The following is a 1,997-nucleotide window of genomic DNA, read 5'->3' as shown; positions in this document are numbered from 1 at the left end:
CACCTCCGAGCTGGACCGCATCGCCAAGACCACCGACTTCAACGGCCGCAAGCTGCTCGACGGCTCGTTCACCAGCGCGGCCTTCCAGGTCGGCGCCAATGCCAACCAAACCATCACGGCCACCTCGTCGAACTTCAGCACCAGCGCCTACGGCAACTACCGCGTTGGTGGCACGGCAGCCACCACCACGGGCGGCGCCGGCGACCTGACGTTGGGTAGCACGGCCAATGCGATAGCTGCTCAGGGGGGCGCAGTTGGTAAATCGGCTATTACTGCTGATGGTTCGATAAAGGTTAATGGCGCATTCGGCAGTGCCGATGTTGATTACAAGATTGGTAATTCGGCAAAAGATGTGGCTGCGCTGGTCAATGCGCAAACAGAAAAGACGGGCGTAAGCGCCACTGCGCGTACCGAGATCGGACTGTCCGGACTGAAGGCCGCCAATTCCTACACACTCCAGGTTGCTTCGGAAAATGACCCTAAGCAAGCTGTGACCATTTCCTTCACGGTGGGGGGAGCGGCAGGGGATGCGTTGAACGCTGATCGTCTGAGCGATGCCGCCAAGGCTTTCAATGACGCATCCGCTAAAACTGGCGTTACTGCGCGTGTCAACGACAAGGGCGACGGTCTGGTGCTGACCAATGCGGCGGGTAATGACATCAAGATGATGAACATCTCGACGACAGGTGCTGATTTGACGGTCACTCAAGGCGATGCCGCTGCCACGGCTTTGGTGGGTAACGATACGCTCGCAGAAGCGGCTGCAGCCTCCGCTGCATTTGGTACTGACGATCTCGTGGTAACCGGACAGATCACACTGGATTCATCCAAATCTTTCAGTGCGCTCGACTCCAACGGTCTTACTACAGGCGGCGGTTTCTTCAATGTGGCCACAGCCGTAGGCAGCCAAATGCAGACCGTGCAGAACATGGACGTGAGCACGGTCGATGGTGCCAACCGCACGCTGGCCATCGTCGACGCCGCGCTGTCGGCCATTAGCGGCCAGCGCGCCAGCTACGGTGCTCTGCAATCGCGCTTCGAAACCACGGTGAACAACCTGCAAGGCACATCGGAAAACATGTCGGCCGCACGCAGCCGCATCTTGGACGCTGACTTTGCCGCCGAAACCGCCAACCTGTCGCGCTCGCAGATCCTGCAGCAGGCTGGCACGGCCATGGTGGCCCAGGCAAATCAGCTGCCACAGGGCGTGCTGGCGCTGCTGCGCTAAACCACAACGGTTGGGCTGGGTTCCGTCGGAATCTGGTGGCCACTGACCAAGGGCGGCGGCGAGTTTTTTCGCCGCCGCCCTGTTGCGTTTCAAAGAGCGCGTGACCTTGGATTGGCTGCATTCTTGGGTGCTTATCGGCGGGATGCAGAAGTCCTGGACTTCGATAATCCCTGGCGATACAACCCAATGCGCTTTTCAGGAGGTGGAACATGGCTAGCTTTTCGTCGATAGGCATTGGTCTGGGGGGCGGCGTGGATGTCAATGGGCTCATCAAGGCCTCTGTGGATGCCGTGAAGATCCCGATCACCAAGGCGAACGGCCTGAACGATCAGGCCACGTTCGTCAATGCCAAGATTTCCACTTTCGGGCAACTCAAGTCCATGGTGTCCAGCTTGTCGGATGCCGTTGGCAAGCTCAACAGCGTGACCGGCTGGAATGCGGTCACCACTACGTCATCGAATAAGGACGCTGTCACGGCCAGCGCGACTGGCGGTACGGTGGCCACTTCTTTCAGCGTGCAGGTGCAGGGCCTGGCAAAGGCTCAGTCCACGGCATCTGCCGCCATGTTGCCGGTGGGTGGTTATGTCGGCGCGGGCATCTTGAAGCTGGAACTGGGCAAGTGGGCGGACTCTCCTGAGGGCTTCACGGCCGGCACGGCGACTGCGGTGAAAATTTCCATCAGCGCCACCGATAAATTGTCCGATGTGGCGGGCAAGATCAACGGCGCCAATGCCGGCGTGACCGCCACGATTCTCTCGGACGCCTCCGG

General features: G+C 59.8%; 2 protein-coding genes. Both read left to right on the top strand.

What is annotated here, in order from left to right; translation table 11 throughout:
• Positions 1–1,228, top strand: a 1,228-nt coding sequence (locus B2J89_RS21040; protein ID WP_169170794.1) for a flagellin, incomplete at its 5' end; no start/stop codon positions are given.
• Between the two features lie 209 nt (positions 1,229–1,437).
• On the top strand, positions 1,438–1,997 hold a 560-nt coding region (locus B2J89_RS21035), incomplete at its 3' end, for a flagellar cap protein FliD N-terminal domain-containing protein (RefSeq protein WP_305792662.1).

The organism is Acidovorax sp. SRB_24 (genome assembly GCF_012931925.1).
The sequence above is the reverse complement of the archived record's forward strand: the minus strand, read 5'-3'. Positions and strand labels throughout refer to the sequence as shown.